Annotated in this window: 2 protein-coding genes; both read right to left on the minus strand. The window is 52.7% G+C overall.

The window, feature by feature from the left end:
• Positions 1-1,126: phage tail sheath protein (locus tag G516_RS0113285; RefSeq protein WP_028294059.1), on the minus strand; the 1,126-nt coding region annotated here is incomplete at its 3' end.
• 92 nt (positions 1,127-1,218) lie between these two features.
• Positions 1,219-1,975: hypothetical protein (locus tag G516_RS24885; protein WP_028294060.1), on the minus strand; the 757-nt coding region annotated here is incomplete at its 5' end.

Raw genomic sequence — 1,975 nt, forward strand, 5'->3', positions numbered from 1 at the left:
CCAAATAGCGGTCGGTAATCCGCTGTTGGAACATCAGGTTTTCCAGCGGTGGCACTGGCGTGTAGTCGTAGTCGATGTACAGCTTGCCGGCCGCCAGAGTGCTCTGGTTGTTGACTGTGTCGTCATACCAGGCGGTTGCATCGATGATGTAGCCTTGGGCTTTCAGTTCGCGGAATTTGGCGTTCACGCCGTTGATGATGTCGGTGGCCAGACTGGCATGCAGCGGCTTATCGACGGCCCACAGGTGCGCTTCGGCCATGGTGTCGGCAATGACCTGGGCAGTGCGTGTGTAGTTTTCGAAGGCGAAATTTTCGTCATCGGAAGTGGTACGAGATCCCCAGAACCGATAACCACCATGGTTGATGAGAGTGGTGATTTCGTTGGCATTGAGTTCGGTTGCATCGGACGTTTCGTCTTGCAGATCCCAGTAGACGTCGGCAGAGATGCCCGAAACACCGTTCACAACAACGTTTGAAAGCGTTTTGTGCCAGCCAATGTCGTTGTCGATTTTTGCGCGCAGACCAAGGGCGCGAGCAACGGCGTACAGGATGTCGTCGTTGTCATCCAGGTAATCTGGCCAGATGAGCATGAGTTCGCGGGCGGTGAAGTTGGCGCGGTAGGTGATGGCCTCGGCCTTGGTGGTGCAGCCGGTGCACCAGGCATACACGAATGCGCGCAGCTTTTGCGCGACGGTGACCAGGGCGGTGGTTACAGCCAGCGTATCCAGCCCGGGCACACCGAGAATACGTGGTTTTACGCCGAGCTTGGACTGTGCTGACAACAGCGCCTGCATACCGGTTTTCTTGCCGTCGACTTCACCGCCAATCAGGTTGGTTTCTGTTTCAGCCGCATCAGCACCTTCGGGCACCCGAACCACGACACATACAGCCTTGGTTTGCTCGGTGATGGCGGTAAGCGCATGCAGTAACGTGCCGGTGGTGCCTGCGCTGGCCAGCCCATCACGCGGATTTGACAGCAGCACTGCCGTGTTTTCAGGAAAGACGGCGGCATCAGCGTCATCTGCGGTGCAGACCAGGCCGATAACGGAGGTGGATACGGTGCGGATCGGGCGAGTGCCATCGGTGATTTCGATGACGCGGACGCCGTGGTGGTAAGTTTCGGCCATGGTGGATGCTCAGCTTGTTAACAAGGTGCGTCCATCATGGCCTTGTGCGCGCGTTGGGGCGCGTTGTTTGGAGTGTAGTGATTTCAGTTACATTACGAGAGACCATTCTCACTTTTAAATAAAGAAAAAAGCTCTTGCTGTCTGGACGGAGGCAGAGCCTGATTGGTGGCCCAGTAAAGCGCTGGCATGTAGTCAGAATCAGCTCGAAAGTTAGTTGTGCCGTTGTACAAACTGGCTGAGTATCCACTTTCACTCAAGGCATCAACGTTAGGTTCATCCTGCTCATGAATAAGTTGCCCGTTGATATAAAACCGTAGTTTATAGAATGGATCGTCTACAGAATCTTGACATACGGCCAGAGACATATGGTTCCAGCCATCGACTAATTGCGTTTCAAATAAAGAGTAATCAACCGCGTAGGATCGAATACTGGAACCAATGACCGCCCACAGGGTGATCGTTGTGGCAGAGCCGAATTGATAGCCAAACGACGCTTGAGTATTGGAGCCTCCGACCGTATAGCGGTAACGGCCGCCTTGTGTATTTGTGAAACTGCTAACTGAGTTGATATAAAAAACCACCCAGTTTGAATAGTTCCAAAGCCCATAGTCGTCGGTACTTATAGAGTATGGGAAGTACGTATAAACATCGTCATAGGCTGTGCTGTCTGGGCCGCTGTATACAAGAACACCATCTATTAACTGAGTCTTGATGACTCGTCTCGCTTCCGCATTTTTCCAACCTGCTGAGTGCCTACTGTTTGCGACATGCCATAAATCTGCACCAAATGCGTTTGCATACCAGAGCAGTAGAGTTTTCCTGTTGTCTCGAAGTTGTGTAGATAAATGA

This window comes from Oceanobacter kriegii DSM 6294 (assembly GCF_000422845.1).
Lineage (GTDB): Bacteria > Pseudomonadota > Gammaproteobacteria > Pseudomonadales > Oceanobacteraceae > Oceanobacter > Oceanobacter kriegii.